The organism is Mucilaginibacter endophyticus (assembly GCF_003351025.1).
Classification (GTDB): domain Bacteria; phylum Bacteroidota; class Bacteroidia; order Sphingobacteriales; family Sphingobacteriaceae; genus Mucilaginibacter; species Mucilaginibacter endophyticus.
Map to the genome: position 1 here is coordinate 152,176 of NZ_QPCG01000005.1, position 18,774 is coordinate 170,949.

General features: G+C 42.8%; 18 protein-coding genes. 4 read left to right on the forward strand and 14 right to left on the reverse strand.

The genetic code is table 11. The features are described 5' to 3' along the window. Positions 1 to 16: 16 nt before the first annotated feature. The 5 genes from DUL71_RS20690 to DUL71_RS20710 are packed head-to-tail and all read right to left on the reverse strand — an operon-like array spanning position 17 to position 4,594. Positions 17 to 1,081 carry a sensor histidine kinase gene (locus DUL71_RS20690; RefSeq protein WP_114939877.1) on the reverse strand — a complete coding sequence of 355 codons (1,065 nt, stop codon included), beginning with the start codon at positions 1,079 to 1,081 and terminating at the stop codon, positions 17 to 19. Positions 1,082 to 1,090: 9 nt separating this feature from the next. Beyond that, positions 1,091 to 1,789 (reverse strand): methyltransferase domain-containing protein, encoded by a 699-nt coding sequence (locus DUL71_RS20695; protein ID WP_114939878.1) that lies wholly within the window; start codon positions 1,787 to 1,789, stop codon positions 1,091 to 1,093. Positions 1,790 to 1,808: 19 nt separating this feature from the next. Next, positions 1,809 to 2,933 carry an NAD(P)/FAD-dependent oxidoreductase gene (locus tag DUL71_RS20700; protein ID WP_114939879.1) on the reverse strand — a complete coding sequence of 375 codons (1,125 nt, stop codon included), beginning with the start codon at positions 2,931 to 2,933 and terminating at the stop codon, positions 1,809 to 1,811. A gap of 6 nt (positions 2,934 to 2,939) precedes the next feature. Then, positions 2,940 to 4,049, reverse strand: a complete 1,110-nt coding sequence (locus DUL71_RS20705; RefSeq protein WP_114939880.1) for a type III polyketide synthase — start codon at positions 4,047 to 4,049, stop codon at positions 2,940 to 2,942. Positions 4,050 to 4,069: 20 nt separating this feature from the next. Continuing rightward, complete coding sequence (locus tag DUL71_RS20710) at positions 4,070 to 4,594, reverse strand: YceI family protein (RefSeq protein WP_114939881.1); 525 nt, start codon at positions 4,592 to 4,594, stop codon at positions 4,070 to 4,072. 133 nt (positions 4,595 to 4,727) lie between these two features. Between DUL71_RS20710 and DUL71_RS20715 the strand changes: the two genes are divergently transcribed. After that, positions 4,728 to 5,612 carry a UbiA family prenyltransferase gene (locus DUL71_RS20715; protein ID WP_114939882.1) on the forward strand — a complete coding sequence of 295 codons (885 nt, stop codon included), beginning with the start codon at positions 4,728 to 4,730 and terminating at the stop codon, positions 5,610 to 5,612. Between the two features lie 82 nt (positions 5,613 to 5,694). Here DUL71_RS20715 and DUL71_RS20720 read toward each other — a convergent pair whose 3' ends face one another. The 5 genes from DUL71_RS20720 to DUL71_RS20740 form a co-directional block, all read right to left on the reverse strand. Further along, positions 5,695 to 7,482, reverse strand: a complete 1,788-nt coding sequence (locus DUL71_RS20720; protein WP_114939883.1) for a DUF885 domain-containing protein — start codon at positions 7,480 to 7,482, stop codon at positions 5,695 to 5,697. 44 nt (positions 7,483 to 7,526) lie between these two features. Then, entirely contained in the window at positions 7,527 to 7,781 is a 255-nt protein-coding gene (locus tag DUL71_RS20725; protein WP_114939884.1) for a Txe/YoeB family addiction module toxin, read from the reverse strand. Continuing rightward, positions 7,778 to 8,032 (reverse strand): type II toxin-antitoxin system Phd/YefM family antitoxin, encoded by a 255-nt coding sequence (locus DUL71_RS20730; protein ID WP_114939885.1) that lies wholly within the window; start codon positions 8,030 to 8,032, stop codon positions 7,778 to 7,780. The genes DUL71_RS20725 and DUL71_RS20730 overlap by 4 nt, the downstream gene beginning before the upstream one ends. Before the next feature lie 117 nt (positions 8,033 to 8,149). Beyond that, complete coding sequence (uvrA, locus tag DUL71_RS20735; protein WP_112570726.1) at positions 8,150 to 10,996, reverse strand: excinuclease ABC subunit UvrA; 2,847 nt, start codon at positions 10,994 to 10,996, stop codon at positions 8,150 to 8,152. 214 nt (positions 10,997 to 11,210) lie between these two features. Beyond that, the gene (locus tag DUL71_RS20740) at positions 11,211 to 11,981 is read right to left on the reverse strand and encodes a lytic transglycosylase domain-containing protein (protein WP_112571526.1); all 771 of its coding nucleotides are present in this window, start codon (positions 11,979 to 11,981) and stop codon (positions 11,211 to 11,213) included. Positions 11,982 to 12,227: 246 nt separating this feature from the next. Between DUL71_RS20740 and DUL71_RS20745 the strand changes: the two genes are divergently transcribed. Further along, complete coding sequence (locus DUL71_RS20745) at positions 12,228 to 13,649, forward strand: pseudouridine synthase (protein WP_114939886.1); 1,422 nt, start codon at positions 12,228 to 12,230, stop codon at positions 13,647 to 13,649. Positions 13,650 to 13,731: 82 nt separating this feature from the next. Next, complete coding sequence (locus DUL71_RS20750) at positions 13,732 to 14,865, forward strand: lactonase family protein (RefSeq protein WP_114939887.1); 1,134 nt, start codon at positions 13,732 to 13,734, stop codon at positions 14,863 to 14,865. 167 nt (positions 14,866 to 15,032) lie between these two features. On the opposite strand, the gene DUL71_RS20755 is transcribed toward DUL71_RS20750, so the two are convergent. The 4 genes from DUL71_RS20755 to DUL71_RS20765 form a co-directional block, all read right to left on the reverse strand. Further along, entirely contained in the window at positions 15,033 to 15,515 is a 483-nt protein-coding gene (locus DUL71_RS20755; protein WP_112570720.1) for a hypothetical protein, read from the reverse strand. 49 nt (positions 15,516 to 15,564) lie between these two features. Continuing rightward, the gene (locus DUL71_RS32050; RefSeq protein ID WP_154402448.1) at positions 15,565 to 15,732 is read right to left on the reverse strand and encodes a hypothetical protein; all 168 of its coding nucleotides are present in this window, start codon (positions 15,730 to 15,732) and stop codon (positions 15,565 to 15,567) included. 189 nt (positions 15,733 to 15,921) lie between these two features. After that, the gene (locus tag DUL71_RS20760; protein ID WP_112570718.1) at positions 15,922 to 16,506 is read right to left on the reverse strand and encodes a non-canonical purine NTP diphosphatase; all 585 of its coding nucleotides are present in this window, start codon (positions 16,504 to 16,506) and stop codon (positions 15,922 to 15,924) included. A 22-nt stretch (positions 16,507 to 16,528) separates the two neighbouring features. Then, a complete protein-coding gene (locus DUL71_RS20765) occupies positions 16,529 to 17,122 on the reverse strand; it encodes a hypothetical protein (protein ID WP_114939888.1) in 594 nt (197 codons plus the stop codon). A 178-nt stretch (positions 17,123 to 17,300) separates the two neighbouring features. On the opposite strand from DUL71_RS20765, the gene DUL71_RS20770 reads away from it, so the two are divergent. Beyond that, positions 17,301 to 18,770 carry a peptidylprolyl isomerase gene (locus tag DUL71_RS20770; protein WP_114939889.1) on the forward strand — a complete coding sequence of 490 codons (1,470 nt, stop codon included), beginning with the start codon at positions 17,301 to 17,303 and terminating at the stop codon, positions 18,768 to 18,770. The last annotated feature ends 4 nt before the right edge of the window (positions 18,771 to 18,774 follow it).

An 18,774-nucleotide genomic window follows, 5' to 3' on the forward strand; every position in this document is an offset into this window, starting at 1 on the left:
CTATGTTAAATTATTGTTAACTTTTTAACGCAGGTAAATTCGGGAATGGGATAGTTTGCTTTGCCCTTGCCAAAGTAAAACCAAAAGTTGAACCCAATCCTTCGGTGCTGCGCACATTGATGGTTTGCTGGTGTGCTTCAATAATATGCTTCACAATAGCAAGCCCCAGTCCCGAGCCACCAATCTGCCTTGAACGGCTGCTATCTGTACGGAAAAAGCGTTCAAATAACCTTGGAAGAAACTTTTCTTCAATACCTATGCCATCATCTGTAACTTCAACCAAAACCTGGTCATGCAGTACAAACAGGCTTACTGAAGTGTTGCCTTCTTCTTTTCCGTACTTAAATGAGTTATCTATCAGGTTTACCAGCACCTGCCTGATTTTTTCCCTGTCGGCATTTACCACTATGGGCTCATCATACTTTTGTTTAAATATAAGTTTGATGTGATACTGCTTGCCTTTGATCTCCAGTGATTCAAAAACTTCTTTGATCAGGTCATTGATCTTGAATTTGGTATAATTGATTGGCATCTCACCCGATTCAAGTTTTGAAATTTCGTCAAGGTCTTTGATCAGATAACTCAGCCGGTCAACGTTTTTTGAAGCTTTTTCCAGAAACTGACGCGCCATTTCCTTGTCGTCAAAATCGTCGTCCTGAAGTGCTTCTATGTAGCCTTGTATTGCGAAAAGCGGGGTTTTAAACTCGTGTGAGATATTAGATAAAAAGTCGCGGCGAAATTTTTCCTGTTTGCGTAGTTCGTCAATTTCGGTCTTTTTTTGTTTGGCCCATTCTTTTACTTCCTGCTCCACATCGGCAATAGGGTTAGCGCTTACGTGTTCGCCAAGTGCATCCCTGAGGTCGCGACCTAATTTCAGGTTATGGATCAGTTTATAAATTAACTTGATACGTGAGTAAATGTACTTTTCGATGAGGTAGTAGAAAACGAAGTAACTTACACCAAGGGCTACCGAAAAAGTAACCATTACATCGTACCACTTGTGCTGAAAATAAAAGTTAACGGCAGATAGCGTAATTGCCACGCCAAGCGAGGTTGTTAAAACCAGTACACGCAAATTCATAGCGTAAAGCTACGATTTATAGATGATTAACTCCCATCTGAATGGCCAACGCCATGTTAATTTAAAGTTATCAATTTGTGCTTTTTTCAATAAATCTAACAATTCGTGCTTTTTGAAGCCCCTTTTAACCGAAAGTGGACCATCGTTTTGCGCCATTGCATTCCTGGTAAAAACATGGGTTATAAACACTATGGCATGATACAAAAGCCAGTGCCGGTGTAGGTCGGTGATGATAATTCCTTTTTGTGCCGACGCATGCATATTCTGAATAAGTGTTACCCAGCGTTCATCATCAAAATGGTGAGTGAACAAGCTGCAGATAATAATATCGGCAGGTTTTATCAGGTACAATTCATCAATAACATCGGCCCGTGTAATGCTTATGTTTTTATATGCGGCGCATTGTTTCTGAGCGTAATTTACAGCAGCCGGTGCCGCGTCAACACCATTTAATTTGAGGTGTATCTGCTCGTTTTCTGCCCATTTTGCAATAGCAATCAATGTATCGGCACCGCCACAGCCCCAGTCGCTTATTGTAGCGTGATTTTCTACCGGGAATTTCTTTAACGAGGCAATAATGCTTTTATGACCGCCAAACAGGGCATTCATTTTCCCCAAGCCTTCAAGCACGGGGTTTATTTCGTGTGATGGCAGATCAAAATCATCCATGATCTCCAGGGTATCCGTACGGTAACTTAAATCGGGCATATGTTATAATACGCCTGAACTATGCAAATGGTTGGCCATGGGTTTTACTTATCAGGTATTGTGCCACTGAAGGCAGGCGGCTGAGCGTATTTAAGGTGATGGCAGTCATGTTATCATTGCCGAACAAGCGTTGTAATTGCCGGCCCACCCAAAGCCTTTGGGCAAATTGTTTGTTCCAGCTTTGGGTATAGTCCTGTTCAAGGTTAGCGCGCTTATCAGGGTTAAAATTGCCTGGCTTGTAATGCGTAATGATTTTATCTGAAAGGATCTTGGCCGAATGGATAGCCATAGTCATGCCGTTGCCGCAAAGTGGGGCTATCATCCCGGCGGTATCACCGCTCATAAGGATGTGGTTGTCAACAGGTGCTTTTTTCTCGAATGAGATCTCGTTGATCACTTCCGGCTTATCCAGCAAAAACTTAGCGTTGCGAAAAATTTCATCCAGGTAAGGGTTTTTGCGGATCACGTTTTCTTCCAATGCTTGCAGCGATCCATATTTACGAAGGTCATCGCGATGGGCCATGTAGCACATACAGTACCTGTCGCCATCGGTTTTACTTACGCCGCAATAGCCGTCTTTGTAATTATTGAGTTGGATAAGATCCTGAGGAAAATCCATCTGCAAATGAAATTTAACGGCCAGGTAAGGACTGCGTTTATAGAAAAAAGGCCTTTTAAGTTTTTGATCGAGATTGGAGCGTTTGCCGAACGAGCCGATAGCCAATGGTGCAGTCAAAGTTTCGCCGGGAGTTACCAATTCAAATTGTTCGTCAATAAAACGGATGTCTTCCACACGGGTTCCCACTAAAACCTTAACCCCTTCGTTAATGGCTTTCTGATAAAGGTAATTGTCAAAAGTAAACCTGCTTAAACCAAAGCCACCCAAATCAAGTTTTTGCGAAAGTTTGGTGCCGGAAGCCGCTGTTACTTCAAGCCGGTTAATGCGGGCAACGTTGAGTTGATTGAGATCGATATCTAAGGAAGATAAAAAAGGGATCACCTCATTGGAGATGTACTCGCCACAAACGCGGTGCATGGGATAAGTCTTTTTTTCGATGACTGTAACCTGAAGCCCCGCACGGTTAAGCAATATGGCGTTGAACAATCCGGCCAGGCCTCCGCCAATTACAATTACATCGCTCATAACGGCTTAGTGCATTTCAAGTATCATCCCCTCAACCGTTAAACCCGGCCCAAAGGCAAAACTCAGGATCTTTTGATCGATCAGGTTACCTGCTTTCAGCATTTTATCCAACACAAATAAAATAGTGGCCGATGACATATTGCCGTACTCCTGCAAAACCTGGTAAGCGAAGGCGTTGCTTTCTTCGGGCAGTTCCAGCGCTTCTTCCACTGCTTCTAAAATGGTGCGCCCGCCGGGATGAACAGCGTAAGCCATAATATCATTCTTATGGGTTTTCGCTTTTTGCAGAAAACGTTCGGTAAGGGGCTTGATGTGTTTTTTGATTTGTTTGGATACTTTGGAGGTAAGCTTCATCTCAAAACCGGTATTGCCAACATACCAGCCCATCTCATTACGGGCCTCAATAACAAATTCCGAATAGAAATTTTTAAGCGAGAGATAATTGCCGTTGCCTAAGCGGTTAGCCGTATTTTCAACAAATACAGCCGCTGCGCCGTCCGAAAAGAGGGAATTGGCAACCCAATTATCCAATGTGTTCACTTTTTGGAAATGCAGGGTGCAAAGTTCTACGCTTACTACAAGCACTTTAGCATTGGCATCGGCACGACAAATATAATCGGCTGCTTTGAGGCCGTTTATGGCGCCGTAGCAACCCATAAAATTGATGCAGGTACGCTCGGTATCCCGGTTCAATTGAAGCCGGTCTACCAGCTCGATGTCAATACCAGGCGCATGCATCCCCGTACAGCTGATAGTCACGAGGTGTGTAATGTTGCCGGTAATGTCATTATCGAAATTTTGGAGGCAGTTTTTAGCAGCGTTTACCGCTATGGCAATGGCCTCCTTTTCATAAAGCTTTAAGCGCTTTTGGGTGTCGGGAAATGGTTCAAGCCCGGGCGACTGCTCAAAAAAAGTGAAATCCGCCGCATCGCGATAGCCGAAATCAGGGATCACCGAATAGCGGTAGTCAATTCCCGAATGATCGTAAATGCCTTTCAGCCTTGCCGCGTTAGTTGCATCCAAACCAAAGGCATTAGCCATAAAATGGTAAATATCCTGCTGGGCAATACGATTGGCGGGATTTGCTATCCCGATAGCACTGATGCAACTCTCCATTAAAAATAGTTAAACCTGTTTTATTTGCTGATCTCTGCCTCAACCGAAACATTGGCCTCATTTGAAAGGATCAGGTTTTTGCCGCCTATGCCAAAATCTGTCCGCAATATCATGAAGCTTCCTTTCAGCTGAGCAGTATTACCCGTTTCTACGTAAGTAAAAGGTATTTCAATCAACTTTGTTTTATCTCTAATAGTTACGTTAAAATTGCCGGTATAGTTGCTCCCGCTTTTACGTTTAAATGAAACCGACTTCATCGTGATCTTAGGATATTTGGCCACGTCAAAATAATCTTCGCTTTTAAGGTGGTTATCGCGGCTTTCATTATCGCTGTTCACGGTATTTGAAGCTACGGATGCTTCGATAGAACTACCTGCCAGGTCATTAGGTTTAAACTTGATATCGGCCTGCAAGCCACCGAAGGTGCCGCCCACATTAAAGCCCAAATTTTTTATCTTAAAGCTGATGTCTGATTTAGTTACCGTTTGCGCGAAGCTTGCAGTCGCCGCGAATATTAAAAGTACTGCTATATAAATTTTCTTCATGATGTTACATTAACGCTATTCCCAAACATAATAATTTATGCGGGACAATTTTTTATTTAAAAGGTTGTAAGTTTATAACGGTACCGGGGCAACTGAAAGTTGCTTTTGAAAGTATTATCAGCAAACGGCAACAATGAAATTTAAGCAATTTATTCCTACCCGGTCGGCATGGGCGCATTTGAGGTTTGTATTTTCTGTTTTTTTGCTGCCGGTGTACCTGTTTGCCTTTAGTCAGGCCGATACGGTGAAAACATCAACAGCCGTGCTTGTGTTTTTTATCTGGCATTTTTTAGCTTTCCCGGCCAGCAATGGTTATAACAGTTATTTTGATAAGGATGAAGATAGTATTGCCCTGTTAGCCAAACCGCCCGAAGTAGATATCAGTCTTTATTATTTTTCTATTTTGCTGGAGGCTGTAGCATTTCTGCTGGGCTTTATCATTAGCTGGGAATTTGCCTTCGCGGTACTTATTTATGGTATTATGTCAAAACTGTACAGCCATCCGGCTACCCGTTTAAAAAAGTATCCCATCATTAGCTTTTTAACGGTGTTTATTTTCCAGGGATGTTTTATCTATTATACCACTTACACGGCCCTTACCGGCACAAGCCTGTTTAGCCATTGGGATTTAGGGTTGATTATTCCCGGAGCCATCAGTTCCTGTCTCATCGGGGCATCCTATCCTTTAACCCAGGTTTATCAGCACGAGGAAGACAGCAGGCGGGGGGATAAAACACTCAGCATTGTTTTGGGGTACAAAGGCTCCTTTATTTTTTCGGGAGTATTGTTTGCGATGGGAATAGGCTTGTCTTACTACTATTGGCACCTGGCCGGGATGATGCTTAACTTTTATTTCTTTTTAGTATGTGCGGCTCCGATATTTATTTTCTTCAACTACTGGTTTTATAAGGTAGGTAAGTCAACAGTTAATGCCAATTTTAAAAATGCCATGCGCATGAATTTTATAAGCTCGGGTTGTATGCTGATTTACTTTGGGGTACTGGCGGTGTTTAGTTGAGGAAACCCTGTAGATCAAAAAAAGCGTCATTGCTGTAAGGGTACGAGGCAATGACGCTTTTTTTTATTGGTTATATTCCCAATTACTGCTTCGCTGCCCAGGCATCCATTTTAGCTTCAAAAACAGCCATCGGCATAGCGCCATCTTTTAGTACCTGGTTATGGAATTCGGCGATATTGAACTTGCTGCCCAATTGTTTTTCATATTTGTTACGTAGCTCACGGATTTTGAGCGCACCTATTTTGTAGCTCAACGCCTGACCGGGGATAGCCATGTAACGTTCAATTTCGGCGGTTGCTCCTTGCTCGCTGATGGCTTCGTTATCCATCATATATTTAATTGCTTGTTCACGGGTCATGCCTTTGGTGTGGATAGCAACGTCAACTACCAAACGGATAGCACGGTGAATTTCATCGCCCAAGGCGCCCATATGCTGGTATGGGTCGGTGTATAATCCCAGTTCTTTACCCAGCGATTCACAATACAGCGCCCAGCCTTCTACGTATGCCGTTTCTCCGGGATCAAACCGGCGGAATTTCGGCAATGACGCGTTTTCTTGGGTTAAAGAGATCTGGTAATGATGACCAGGGATTGCCTCATGTAAAAACAACGACTCCATGCCTGATGTGGTGTTAAATTTGGTAGCATCAAGTATCGGCACATAAAAAATCCCCGGACGGGTGCCATCTGCCGAACCCTGGTTATACTCCGCACTGGCTGACGCCGCTCGGAAAGCCTCGGTTTGCCTGATCTCGAATGGCGTTTTAGGCACATGGTTAAACATTTTTTTCAGATGGGGCTCCATGCGTTTGTGGATATTCTCAAAAGCATCAAGTACATCCTTTGGTGTTTTGTAAGGCGTAAACTTAGGGTCGGTTTTCATGTATTCAAAAAACGCTTTCAGATCGCCCTTGAAGCCAACACTGGTTTTGATGCTATCCATTAATCCGCGGATGCGGGCAACTTCTTTTAGGCCCAGCTGATAAATTTCTTCAGGGGTTTTGTCGGTAGTGGTTTGCTGCTTAACTAAGTAGGTGTATTTGGCAGTACCATCCGGTAGCGATGAAAAGCCTGAGGTAGTACGCGCATGTGGCAGGTACTGGTTTTTCAGGTAATCGGCCAGTTTTTGGTATGTTGGGTTAACTATGGTAGTAATAGCTTTTTTATAGGCCTCGGTCAGTTGCTTTTTGTCAGCATCCGAAAAATCTTTAGGCATGTTGGTAACCGGCCCGTAGAATAAACTTTTCTCCACGTCTTTTGATACCAGATCCTGCATTTCAGGAATCATTTTAACAACCAACGATTTTGGTAATACTACACCCGCTTTGATGCCTTTGTTAAAATTAGAGATGGCAGTATCCGCCCAAATCTGGAACGCTGATAAGCGCTTTAGCCAATCATTGTAATCAACAACGGTTTTAAAAGGCTGCGCCCCTGAACCTGAACCCAGCTGCCCCATAGTAATTGGCAGGGCATAAAACTGGTTAAAGGGCATGTACTCAAAATGGTGCTTAAAGTTATCAAGCGATAGCTGTACCTCGTAAGTGAAAATATCATAAGATAGCTGATCGTCGGTATTCAATTCGGCCCTTTCAAAGTTTTTTACTTTCGAAAGGTAAACCGAGTTATAATCATAAGCCTTTTTCAAAAACTCGGCGGAGCCATCGTTAGGTAGCAGATCATTATAGCGCCTGTCGCCAATATAGGTTGCATTAAGCGGGTAAAGCTTTAAGCCATCCTGAAAATAATCTTCAAAAACTTTTGCCAAATCTTTATTGGCTGGAATTGCACTGCCTGTATCGTTTGATTTAGGCTGATTACAGGCCGCAAACGAACCTGCTATGAATAGCGCGAGTAATATTTTTTTCATGAAGGTGTTGTTAAAAGGATAAAGCTACGGAAAGGAAAATATAATTAATAGTGGTATCTGCATTGCAGAATAAATATCGAATCGGCTTCGACCCTGTAAATTAATCTGTGTTCGAGATTTATCCGGCGCGACCACCAACCTGCTAAATTGTGTTTTAAAGGTTCGGGCTTTCCGTTCCCTTCATAGGGAGTTCGTTCGATTTCTTTAATGAGGGAGTTGATCTTCTTTAAAACAGACTTATCTGTGGTTTGCCAATAGAGATAGTCCTCCCATGCGGGGCTTTGGAAAATTATCTTCACTCTTCAAGCAATTTTCTTTCTTTGCCCAAGCCTTTTTCATATTCCTCAATCCCCTGCATTAATCTTTCGGCATTTTTAGGGTTTTTTAAGAGATAGAAAGTTTCCTCCATACTTTCATAATCTGCTTTCGATATTACAACGATATCTTCGGCATTGGCGCTTGTCACAATCAAAGGTTTATGATCATTTCGCACTTTATCTAAAAAGGATTTTAGCTGCTGCCTGAAAGCAGTGTAAGTTGTAATCTCCATTATGATTGCTTTTTATAAAGGTACAAAACAGGAATGGTATGTACAAGTTTCTGTACATACCATTCCTGTTTTATCTAAAGACATAAACTTACGAAGCTTTTAAAACTTCGTAAGTTTCTACAATCCCATTTCTTTTTTCAAAAACTTACCGGTAAAGCTGTTCTTTACCTTACACAGGCCTTCGGGCGTGCCAGAGAACAAGATGTTACCACCACCAGAGCCTCCTTCTGGGCCAAGGTCAATTACGTGGTCAACCACTTTTATAACATCAAGGTTGTGTTCAATAACCAAAACGGTATTGCCTTTATCAACCAGTTGATTAAGTACTCCTAACAGCACGTTGATATCTTCAAAGTGTAAACCTGTGGTTGGCTCATCCAGAATATAAAAAGTGTTGCCGGTATCTTTTTTAGATAGTTCGGTAGCCAGTTTAACGCGTTGTGCTTCACCGCCGGATAACGTAGTTGAAGCCTGCCCTAAAGTGATATAACCCAGGCCTACATCGTTCAGTGTTTTTACTTTACGATAGATAGACGGGATGTGCTCAAAAAATGGTGTAGCATCTTCAATGCTCATATCCAGTACATCGCTGATGGATTTGCCCCGGTAACGCACTTCAAGTGTTTCGCGGTTGTAGCGCCTGCCGCCGCATTCTTCGCAAGGTACCTGTACATCGGGTAAAAAGTTCATTTCAATTACCTTCATACCGGCACCCTGGCAGGTTTCACAGCGGCCGCCTTTTACGTTGAACGAGAAACGGCCCGGTTTGTACCCCCTGATCCTTGACTCGGGCAATGCCACAAACAAATTACGGATATCCGAAAACACCCCGGTATAAGTAGCCGGGTTTGAACGCGGCGTACGACCGATAGGCGTCTGATCTATCTCAATTACTTTATCGATATGCTCCAGTCCTTCAATTTTTTCATAAGGCAGCGGTTGTTTTTTTGCCCTGAAAAAATGATGGTTCAAGATAGGGTATAATGTTTCGGTGATCAAACTTGATTTACCACTGCCGGATACGCCGGTTATACCTATGAGTTTGCCCAATGGAAAATCGACCGATACTTTCTTCAAATTATGGCCGGTAGCTTTTTTCAGGCTCAGGGTTTTGCCATTGCCTTCGCGGCGTTTTTTAGGTATAGCGATTTCACGTTCACCGTTAATATATGATGTAGTAAGCGTGTGTTTTTCCATTAACTGGGCAGGAGTACCTTCGGCAACAACCTGGCCACCATGCACACCCGCTGCCGGGCCCATGTCAATTACATGGTCGGCTTCCAGTATCATATCTTTATCGTGTTCAACAACCAATACGGTGTTACCCAAATCGCGCAGGTTTTTAAGCGCGTTAATCAAGCGCTCGTTATCACGCTGGTGCAAACCGATACTTGGCTCATCCAAAATGTACATCACATTCATCAGTTGCGAACCAATTTGCGTAGCCAGCCTGATGCGTTGGGCCTCACCACCCGAAAGGGTTTTAGCCGTACGGTCAAGCGTTAAATAACTTAAACCAACATCCAGTAAAAACACAATACGTGCGCGGATCTCTTTAAGGATCTCTTTGGCTATAACATTCTGACGTTCGTTGAGGCGGTCTTCCAGTCCATCAAACCACTCCTGCAGGTGATTGATATCCATGCAGGCCAGTTCAAATATATTTTTGCCATCTACCTTAAAATGTAGTGACTCCTTTTTAAGCCTTGCCCCTTCGCAAACCGGGCAGGTGCGGAGCACACGGTAGTTCTCCATGTCGTCCATGCCTTCGTCGTTGCGACGTTCCTGCTGTTCTTCCAGCATGCGGATGATCCCTTCAAACGTGATCTGGTAGCTTTGAACGTTCCACTTGTTATATTCAACGGCAACACTTAATGTTTCAGGTGCACCGTTAAGGATCATATCCAGCTGATCGCGGTTAAGTTTTTCGATAGGGGTTGATAACGAAAACTCATATTTTTTTGCCAGCGATTTCAGCACCTGGAAAATCCAAGTCTCGCGGTACTCGCCAATAGGGGCTAAACCGCCATTCATGATGCTCAGTTTCGGGTTAGGAATTACCGAAGCTTCATCAACCTCAAAAATATAACCCAGTCCATTACATTTTTCGCAAGCGCCATAAGGCGAGTTAAACGAGAATGTATTTGGCTGAGGCTCATCATACGAGATACCCGAAACCGGGTCCATCAGGTATTTACTATAATAGGATACGTTATTGTCTTTATCTGCAATACGAATAATGCCCTTGGCAATTTTTAAAGCCTGCTGAACAGAGGTATATAAACGCTTGCTGTCTTTTTCGCTTACCACCAGGCGGTCAACCACAATATCAATATCGTGGATCTTGTAACGGTCAACCTGCATTTTGGGCTCAACATCGGCAATGGCGCCATCAACCCAAACCTTTAAAAAACCTTGCTTACGGATAGACTCAAATAATTCGCGGTAGTGTCCTTTACGGGCTTTTACCACCGGGGCCAGGATATTAACCGGCTGCCCGTCAAATTTTTCGGCGATGGTTTTCAGGATCTGGTCTTCGCTCATGCGCTCCATCTTTTCACCGGTGGTGTAAGAATAGGCATCACCCGCACGGGCAAACAGCAAACGCATAAAATCGTAAATCTCTGTAATGGTACCTACAGTTGAACGTGGGTTTTTGCTGGTTGTTTTTTGCTCAATGGCAATAACCGGGCTCAGGCCCGATACCTTATCCACATCCGGCCTTTCCATACCACCCATAAACTGGCGCGAATAGGCTGAAAATGTTTCCATATAACGACGCTGGCCTTCGGCGTAAATAGTATCAAACGCCAGTGATGATTTACCGCTGCCGCTAAGCCCGGTAATTACCACCAGTTGATTGCGCGGAAACGAAACATCTATATTTTTCAGGTTATGCACCCGGGCACCATAAACTTCAACTTCACTTTGCTCGCCCAGGTCAACAAGAGGTTTTGTACTCATACTTTATTAATATGGATTTATTGACATTGTTTGAAGCTAATTATTATAGTTGCCAGATTTTTACAAAACGCTGCTTTCCTAAAATTTTTGGCTTAAACCATCAATAGTTTGCTACAAATATAAGCAAAAAAGGCCGGTTATCCACTGTGGATAACCGGCCTCAAAGTGCTCCGTAATGTAATCTTTTAATTAATTTACAGTATGATTACTGTCATTAATTAATTGCCAGCAACTGCGATGCAGGCGGGATATAAAAATAGTTATCATATCCGTGCTCTTTCGGCTGCTCGATAATAGCTTTCATGGCAATCAGCTTGTAAACATATGAACCGGTTTCGCGGTTCAGCTTCATGCGGAAGTAGTTATCTTCATTTTGCTTATTAATGGCACGTGCTAATTTGATTGAGCCATTGTTGTAAGCTGCAGCCGCCAGTGTCCAGCTGTTAAATTGATCGTATAGTTCTTTGATATACTTGCAGGCTGCAATGGTTGATTTGCGAAGGTTTTTCCGCTCATCAACACCATGGCCTACTCTGAGTCCGTAGGTACGTGCTGTACCCGGCATAAATTGCCAAAAACCCGACGCGCCTTTAGATGATGTACCAGATTTAAGGCCCGACTCGACCAATGGTACATACTTAAAATCTTCAGGGATACCGTAAAACTTCAAAATCGGTTCAATAATCGGGAACCACAACTCGGCCTTGCGATGCAAAATATTGCTTTGCACACTTTTAAAGTCATGTTGCCTGAGCGATTTATTGAGTTTAAAGGTAACTCTTGCGTCATTAACTGGTAAAGCTTCATCGGCAAAGTTGTAAGTAACAGCCGATGTGCTTTTAATAAAAATAAAATCTGAGGTTCGGGGGCTCAAAGAGGCTTTTTTTGTGCCTTTTTGGGTAACAATTTTACCGAAAATATTAAGCCCGGAAATGAGAACCAGCACCAGCGTTACGGAGCACGTAAGTAAGTGTTTTTTAATCATTTCTTGTCCTATCATTTAACTATACATTGGGTAGAATGCGCTGCAAAGGTATGTCATACGAATCACATAATCAAATACTTAGCATTTTGCTAATTTTTTTAGACGTGGTTTTCGGTTCAAAAACCGCCTTTAAAACCGTTTAAACGGCGATTTTGTTTAGTGATATTTTTTTGATTTTTTTAGATGGAAATTGGCAAAAAAGCGTAACTTTGACCCTCACGCTGCGAAAGCGCTAAACAAAAAATTATGGTATTTAAGAGACCAGCAGGTAGTCGCGACGACAAACCCGGAAAGTCGTCATCAAGGAGTTCAAAATCCGACGACCGACCAAAAAAATCAGCATCAACCCCAAAAGGTAAAGCTACTCCCAACGGAGAGAAAAAAATATTTTCCAGACCGGAAAAAACATTCCAAAGCAACAGGTTCAGTGACGATAAGCCCAAAAGCAATTTTAGGGACGGTTCATCATCTGGCGATAAAAGATCAGGCGGTAAGTCAAGGCCATACTCAGGCAGGCCTGCCAGCGACGGTGAAGACAGGCCAAAAAGGAATTTCGGCGGTGATAGTACCGGCGAAAGAAAGTCATTTAGCGGTGGCCCACGTAAACCTTATAGCGGCAGACCCACAACCGGTGATAGCGAAAGGCCTAAAAGAAGTTTCGGTGGCGATGCGCAAGGCGAGAAAAAACCTTACTCATCTCCGCGTACCCGTTCATCAGCAAGCTTTGAAGGCAAACCTAAAAGAAGCTTTGGTAGTGATGCTGCCGGCGAGCGTAAGTTTGCACCGCGGGGAACCGAGGGCGGCTTCAAAAAACGCGAAGGCGGTTTTAAAGAAAAATCGCCATTTGGCGAAAGGCCTGCGCACAGGCCGCATGACAGGGAAAACCAACAGGATGCCCCTAAAACCATGCGTGGCCGTAAAAACGCTCCTGCTAAAAAAACAGAAGACGACGGGCTGATCCGTTTAAACCGTTACATATCAAATGCAGGTATTTGCTCACGCCGTAAAGCCGATGAGTTGATTGCCGCGGGCGTAGTATCTGTAAATGGTGAAGTGGTAACTGAGCTGGGCACTAAAGTAAACCCGCTTAAAGACACTATTAAATATAACGGCGAAACGCTTAAACGCGAAAAAATGGTTTATGTATTATTAAATAAACCAAAGGATTACATCACTACAACTGATGACCCGCAGGAGCGCCGCACAGTAATGCACCTGGTTGAAAAAGCTACACGTGAGCGTATTTACCCGGTTGGTCGTCTTGACCGTAACACTACCGGTTTGTTATTAATGACAAACGATGGTGACTTGGCCGATAAGCTTTCGCATCCACGTAACAGCATCACCAAACTATACCAGGTTGAACTTAGCAAAAGCTTAAGCCAGGGCGATTTAAATAAATTAACTTTTGGTCTTGAACTGGAAGATGGTGTAATTAAGCCTGATTCGGTATCTTACGTTACCGGTGGTTCAAAACGTGAGATCGGTATTCAGATCCACAGCGGCAAAAACCGTATCGTTCGCCGTATGTTTGAGCACCTTGGTTACGAAGTTGTAAAGCTGGACAGGGTGGTTTATGCCAACCTTACCAAAAAAGACCTTCCACGTGGCCGCTGGCGTTACCTCGACGAAAAAGAGATTATCCAGTTAAAACACCTGATGAAATAAAAAAAATGCCCCGCTAAACAGCGGGGCATTTTTTTTGTCTATTTTACTATCTTGCACAGCAATAACCATCAAACAATCAACCATGAAGAAATTTCTTTTGATCATAGCTATGCTTTCACCGGCGCTCACATTTGCACAAAATAAAAAAACGGGACCTAAAACTTTCGATCTTGTAGTGGGTACTTATACTACAGGCAAAAGCAAAGGTATTGTTGTATACCGCTTTTACGCCGAAACCGGCAAGCTGGCTTATCTTAGTGAAATTGATGGTGTTGATAACCCATCTTACCTGACATTAAGCGCCAACAATAAATTTATTTATGCCGTTAACGAGTTGCCTAAAGGTGAGGTAAGCGCCTTTTCATTTGAGCCTAAAACCGGTAAAATGACTTTTATCAACAAACAATCAACTTTGGGGGCCGATCCGTGCTATATCTCGGTTGATAAGGCGCAGAAAAACCTGCTCATAGCTAACTACTCGAGCGGGAATGTGGCGGTGATGCCTTTAAATAAAGATGGTTCGATTGCTAATGGCATTCAGACTGTGCATGACGATGGCCATAGCGTAAATAAAGAAAGACAGGAGTCGGCACATGCGCACATGGCAGTTCTTACTCCCGATGAAAAATATGTATTGTATAATGACCTCGGTACCGATAAAGTAAACATATTCCGTTATCGCCCATCAAAAGAGCCTCGTATTGAACCGGCAACACCTGCCTTTGTGAGTGTTGCGCCAGGCGAAGGCCCAAGGCACCTGGAGTTTTCGGCCGATAAAAAAACTGTGTACCTGGTAACCGAAATGGGATCGAACGTGATTGTGTTTGATTATAACAATGGTAAACTTAAACAAAAGCAATCTATCACCATGTTGCCAGATGGCTTTAAAGGTCAAACCGCGGGCGCGGCTATCCACCTTTCGCCAGATGGCCGTTTTCTTTATGCTTCTAACCGTTTAGAAACCAACGAGATCAATATCTATTCGGTAAACCCTGAAACAGGTTTGCTTACTTTTGTGGCCCGTCAGGCAACCTTCGGTAAAAATCCGCGCGATTTTGCTATTGACCCAACAGGTAACTTCCTGATTGTAGCAAACCAAAACAGCGATAACATGTGGGTATTCAAGATAGATCCTAACACCGGTAAACTTAACCAAACAGGTATAAAAGTTGATATCGGTAACCCGGTATGCTTAAAATTTACACCAGCGGAGTAAGCCGAAAGGATAGTAGTAAGGTGAAAGGATAAAGGTAAAAGGCGAAAGGCTTTTGCCTATCGCATAAAATGAAAAAGGCGAAGTTTGAAATATCCCAAACTTCGCCTTTTTTATTTTATGGACTGGAAAGGCACCTTTAACCTTTCGCCTTTTACCTTTATCCTAAATTACGGGTTTTTAGTAAATGAATAAACAATATATCCTGTGCTGTTACCTACAGTAACTGGCGATTTCAGGGTCATGGCCGAGCCGTCGTTATTGGCAATATCCAAACGGTAACCTTCGGCTACGTTTTTAGCTTTATCTCCCTCATAAAGTTTTTTGAACTGGAATTGGGTACCGGTTGTACCGCCATTATAAACCGACCAGAATATAGTTTGAGATGTTCCGTTAGTTAAGGTATAAATACCGTTACCGCTGTTAGTGAGTTTCCAGGTGCTGCCTACAAATGCTTCGGGAGGTGCCTGATCAAATACGCTTTGTACTGCATTTTGTACAAGGCCATCATAGCTTACATTATTACAGGTCCAGGTACCAACAAATTTTCCGCGCGATACGTTAGACGTAGTGGTGTTTTTGGTTGAAGAACAGGCCGAAATGACCAGAACAAGCGATAGGATTGCGATTGAGGTTTGAATTAGCTTTTTCATGACAGTATATTTTATGCATAAATAGCATAAATCCTGCCAAAGTGCACAATTATAAATTCACTGCTTGCTGACGTGTGCGCTTTTCTAATTCATTTAACCTTTTGTTTATAGCTTCAGCAAGCTGATCGGCCTCGCGAACCTTTTTAAGGCTATTAACAAACTTAGGATTGGTGTCTCTGTCCGATAAAATTTTACCGATTCGTTTTATAAAGTTCATAGGTTATTCCTTATAGCTCTATTTTACGGGTTGAATACGAGGAAGGTTGCGGGAAATTTAAAAATATTGAATAAAATTCAGTTAAACGTTTTATCTAATGTTAGTGCACAGGAGTTTATAAGAAAAAAATCCTGTGTAGATGTGCGTTTAAGTATTAGTTAAGTGGCGTTGGCCGTTTAGGAATTATTATTATTTATCTGCCTTGTTTAAAAAAGCAATCAGTTGCTCCATTGCTTTTGCCCGGTGGCTGATGGCGTTTTTTTCTGCCATGCTCATTTCGGCAAAAGTTATATCATAACCTTCGGGTTCAAAAATAGGATCATAGCCAAAACCACCGCTACCGCTTAGTTCCTGGCGGATGGTGCCCTCTACTGTTCCCTCAAAAAAATGTTCTTCGCCGTTCCACATTAAAGAGATCACAGTACGGAAACGGGCTTTACGGTTTGTTTCACCTTTTAAGTTATCAAGCACCTTGCTGATGTTGGCAGCATGGTTGCCGTGCGTACCGGCATACCTGGCCGAGTAAACGCCGGGTTCGCCGTTCAGGGCATCTATTTCCAGGCCGCTGTCGTCGCCAAAGCAGTTAAGTTTATATTCGGCATAAACATGGTGGCTTTTGATAGAAGCGTTAGCTTTAAAAGTAGTACCGGTTTCCTCAATATCATCATAACAGCCAATATCGTGCAGGGTTAATAATTGAATAGCTCCGTTGAGTTTGGCCGAAACCTCATCCAGTTTATGACGGTTATTGGTAGCGAAAACTAATTGCTGCATGGTATTTAATGATGAGTTTGGTTTATAATGTTTTTACCAGTTCCCAGAAAGCCTTTTTATTATCCACATTATCCATCATTTCATCAAACGAATAGGTGTAAAGCACGGTAATTCCGTTTGAGGTTACCGGTTTATTGGGTTTAAGCACTTTGATATCCTGCGGCAGCGCGTCTCCGCCCAAAACAAGTACCCTGGTTGGTTTAAAAAACGGCTTCAGCTGGCTAAATTTAGTATCGCTGTAATTAGCCAGGTTAAATATCGCGATATCATCCGGGGCAAGTTCCTTACGTTTCAGGATGCTTTCAAGCGCAGCTAAATGTTCGGCCTTTATAAATTCGGCAGTTGTATAATGTGTAAGTACCAGGAAGTTCTTTAAGTTTTGCCCCATATACTTAAATCCGGCAGCCGGCGTTTGTATTACAGGCTGAGGCTCAGGAGTTAAAGAAGGACTGGTTATTACCGGTTCGATTTTTGTATTTTCAATAACAGGAGATGATGGTACTGCCAGGATAGGTTCAGGTTCAGCAATTTTATCATACAACATTTTATCTGCATTAAGCAGGTAAAGTTCATCCTCTAACAAAAAACGAAACGCGGCCGGGTTCTCAACTTTCACTTTAACAAATTTTAACCAAAAGTAGTTAAACGATCTCAAGCTTTATAGGCATATTAGCACAATTATAGGCGGCTGATTTTATAGAAAATATTTGTTCAGCTATAATTAATAAATTTTACCGAAATTCGTAGTTTTTAACGGGTTAGCGTATCCCGTTTTATTAGCATAACAGCGTTACATGAGAAAGTTAGGAGTATTAGTACTTAGTTTTATTTTAACAATAACATTTGCAAAGGCACAGGTAGCATCGGATACGGCAGCAAAAAAACTGGTTAAAGCCGATTCGGTTGCTGCACCAACACCCGGCAAAACCCTTGATAAAATTGCAGCGGTAGTGGGTAACAGCCCGATACTGCTATCAGATATCGAATTGTCATACGCCAATTTCCTGGTACAGGGAAACCAGCCAGATCCGTCGGTTAAAGCCCGTATTTTACAAACTTTGCTAACTCAAAAACTGCTTGCACAACAGGCCGCTATAGATAGTATCGAGGTAAAAGAAGAAGATGTTGACGCTAACGTTGACCGCCGTATGCGCGAGATGACGCAACGTGCCGGTGGACAGGAAAAACTGGAAGCCTTTTTAGGCCGTTCGGTTATTCAGTATAAAGACGAGATCAGGCCCGATTTGAAAGAGCAGATGGTTGCCCAGAAAATGCAGCAGCACATCACCGAAAAACTGAACGTTACCCCGCAGGACGTTAAAAAATATTATGATGGCATCGCTAAAGATAGTCTCCCTTCATTTAACAAGGAAGTTGAAGTTGGAGAGATCGTCTTTCAGCCTAAATTAACTAAGGAAGAAAAAGACCTTTATAAAGCTAAAGCCGAGGAATTAAGGCAACGTGTTAAAAAAGGCGAAGACTTTGGTACACTGGCAAGGCTTTACTCGCAGGATCCGGGTTCGGCGCCTGAAGGTGGTGACCTTGGTTTTGCCGATCGTACAACTTTTGTGAAGGAGTTTACCGCTAACGCGTTTAAGCTAAAAGCCGGCGAGATTTCGCAGGTATTTGAAACGGATTTCGGTTTCCACTTTTTGCAGGTGATTGAACGCCGCGGTGAGCAGGTACACGTAAGGCACATCCTGGTTACGCCGATAGTTACGCAGGCCAGTTTAGACAGGGCCAAGACCAAGGCCGATAGTATCTACAATTTGCTTGTAAAGGATAAAAACATGGCTATCGATTTTTCAAGCGCGGCGGCATACTACTCAGATGATAAGGATACCAAATATAACGGTGGTATGATGCTTAATGCTGAAGACGTACAAAGCCGTTCAACCTTCATCCCAACTGATAAGCTTGATCCTAAAGTGGCCCTGATTACCGATACTATGAAAGTAGGCAGTATTTCAAAACCTGATCTGTTCACCGGTGCCGATGGTAAAAAAAGCTACAAGATCTTATTGCTGAAATCGGCCACTAATGCCCATAAAGCTAACTTAGAGCAGGATTTTCCTAAACTTAAGGAATACGCCTATAATGATAAGGTTAACAGAACTGTATCGCAGTGGTTTGAAAAACGCCGCAAAGAAACCTTTATCAAAATTGATAAAGAGTACCAGCAATATGATGTGTTGAAGAAATGGGTAAACACCAACCCCACACTGGTGATCCCTGAAACCAAAATCAAATCATCGTCTAAATAATTTT

What these genes read in the sequence shown, in the direction of transcription:
- DUL71_RS20690 (WP_114939877.1), bottom strand. Translation starts at nt 1,081, where the DNA reads ATGAATTTGCGTGTACTGGTTTTAACAACCTCGCTTGGCGTGGCAATT.
- DUL71_RS20695 (WP_114939878.1), bottom strand. Translation starts at nt 1,789, where the DNA reads ATGCCCGATTTAAGTTACCGTACGGATACCCTGGAGATCATGGATGAT.
- DUL71_RS20700 (WP_114939879.1), bottom strand. Translation starts at nt 2,933, where the DNA reads ATGAGCGATGTAATTGTAATTGGCGGAGGCCTGGCCGGATTGTTCAAC.
- DUL71_RS20705 (WP_114939880.1), bottom strand. Translation starts at nt 4,049, where the DNA reads ATGGAGAGTTGCATCAGTGCTATCGGGATAGCAAATCCCGCCAATCGT.
- DUL71_RS20710 (WP_114939881.1), bottom strand. Translation starts at nt 4,594, where the DNA reads ATGAAGAAAATTTATATAGCAGTACTTTTAATATTCGCGGCGACTGCA.
- DUL71_RS20715 (WP_114939882.1), top strand. Translation starts at nt 4,728, where the DNA reads ATGAAATTTAAGCAATTTATTCCTACCCGGTCGGCATGGGCGCATTTG.
- DUL71_RS20720 (WP_114939883.1), bottom strand. Translation starts at nt 7,482, where the DNA reads ATGAAAAAAATATTACTCGCGCTATTCATAGCAGGTTCGTTTGCGGCC.
- DUL71_RS20730 (WP_114939885.1), bottom strand. Translation starts at nt 8,032, where the DNA reads ATGGAGATTACAACTTACACTGCTTTCAGGCAGCAGCTAAAATCCTTT.
- uvrA (WP_112570726.1), bottom strand. Translation starts at nt 10,996, where the DNA reads ATGAGTACAAAACCTCTTGTTGACCTGGGCGAGCAAAGTGAAGTTGAA.
- DUL71_RS20740 (WP_112571526.1), bottom strand. Translation starts at nt 11,981, where the DNA reads ATGATTAAAAAACACTTACTTACGTGCTCCGTAACGCTGGTGCTGGTT.
- DUL71_RS20745 (WP_114939886.1), top strand. Translation starts at nt 12,228, where the DNA reads ATGGTATTTAAGAGACCAGCAGGTAGTCGCGACGACAAACCCGGAAAG.
- DUL71_RS20750 (WP_114939887.1), top strand. Translation starts at nt 13,732, where the DNA reads ATGAAGAAATTTCTTTTGATCATAGCTATGCTTTCACCGGCGCTCACA.
- DUL71_RS20755 (WP_112570720.1), bottom strand. Translation starts at nt 15,515, where the DNA reads ATGAAAAAGCTAATTCAAACCTCAATCGCAATCCTATCGCTTGTTCTG.
- DUL71_RS32050 (WP_154402448.1), bottom strand. Translation starts at nt 15,732, where the DNA reads ATGAACTTTATAAAACGAATCGGTAAAATTTTATCGGACAGAGACACC.
- DUL71_RS20760 (WP_112570718.1), bottom strand. Translation starts at nt 16,506, where the DNA reads ATGCAGCAATTAGTTTTCGCTACCAATAACCGTCATAAACTGGATGAG.
- DUL71_RS20770 (WP_114939889.1), top strand. Translation starts at nt 17,301, where the DNA reads ATGAGAAAGTTAGGAGTATTAGTACTTAGTTTTATTTTAACAATAACA.